Source organism: Paraburkholderia phymatum, from assembly GCF_040965635.1.
GTDB classification, from domain to species: Bacteria; Pseudomonadota; Gammaproteobacteria; order Burkholderiales; family Burkholderiaceae; genus Paraburkholderia; species Paraburkholderia phymatum_B.
The window spans coordinates 1-478 of record NZ_JBFRCH010000117.1 but is presented as its reverse complement, the minus strand read 5'-3'; the positions used below and the strand labels follow the sequence as shown (position 1 = coordinate 478).

At 56.1% G+C, this 478-nt stretch carries 1 protein-coding gene; it reads left to right on the top strand.

Features of this window, described 5'->3' with window-relative positions; translation table 11 throughout:
- The first annotated feature begins 132 nt into the window (after nucleotides 1-132).
- Nucleotides 133-291 carry a hypothetical protein gene (locus AB4Y32_RS40450; RefSeq protein ID WP_368726581.1) on the top strand — a complete coding sequence of 53 codons (159 nt, stop codon included), beginning with the start codon at nucleotides 133-135 and terminating at the stop codon, nucleotides 289-291.
- Nucleotides 292-478 lie beyond the last annotated feature (187 nt).

The window sequence follows — 478 nt, the reverse complement described above, 5'->3', positions numbered from 1 at the left end:
TTGCGCCACACATGGCCCGGAAGGTGCTTGGAGACGAGTTGCGCGCAGTGAAAGTGCGGTTCATGGTTGCCTGCCGACAGTGGCGCGAGTCGCAGCACTGAAACCCTGGTAACTTTTCGGAAAGGATCGGTCATGTCCAAAATGAAGAAGGTGCTGTGTAACGGTGTGCTGATTGCTATGCTAATCGGGGTGGCGGAAAATGCCGCCGCCGCGTTGGAACATGAGTGCGTTCCGTTCGACGCGTTTAGTTCTGTCTTCTGTTCAATCATTGGGGACGGCGATAAAGGTTAGCAGGCCGCTGAATTACCGCTGAAGCACGTCATCGCGCAGAGTTCGTGAAGCGTTGATAGATGGACCACCACTTGCCCCACGGAGATCATGCGCGGCGCCGACACATTCAGCGAGAGTCTGTTTTCCATGCGCGAGCTGGACGACTTCGTCCCCAAGTCACATCCGTTGCGTTCGATCCGCGTAATGG

What these genes read in the sequence shown, in the direction of transcription:
- AB4Y32_RS40450 (WP_368726581.1), top strand. Translation starts at nt 133, where the DNA reads ATGTCCAAAATGAAGAAGGTGCTGTGTAACGGTGTGCTGATTGCTATG.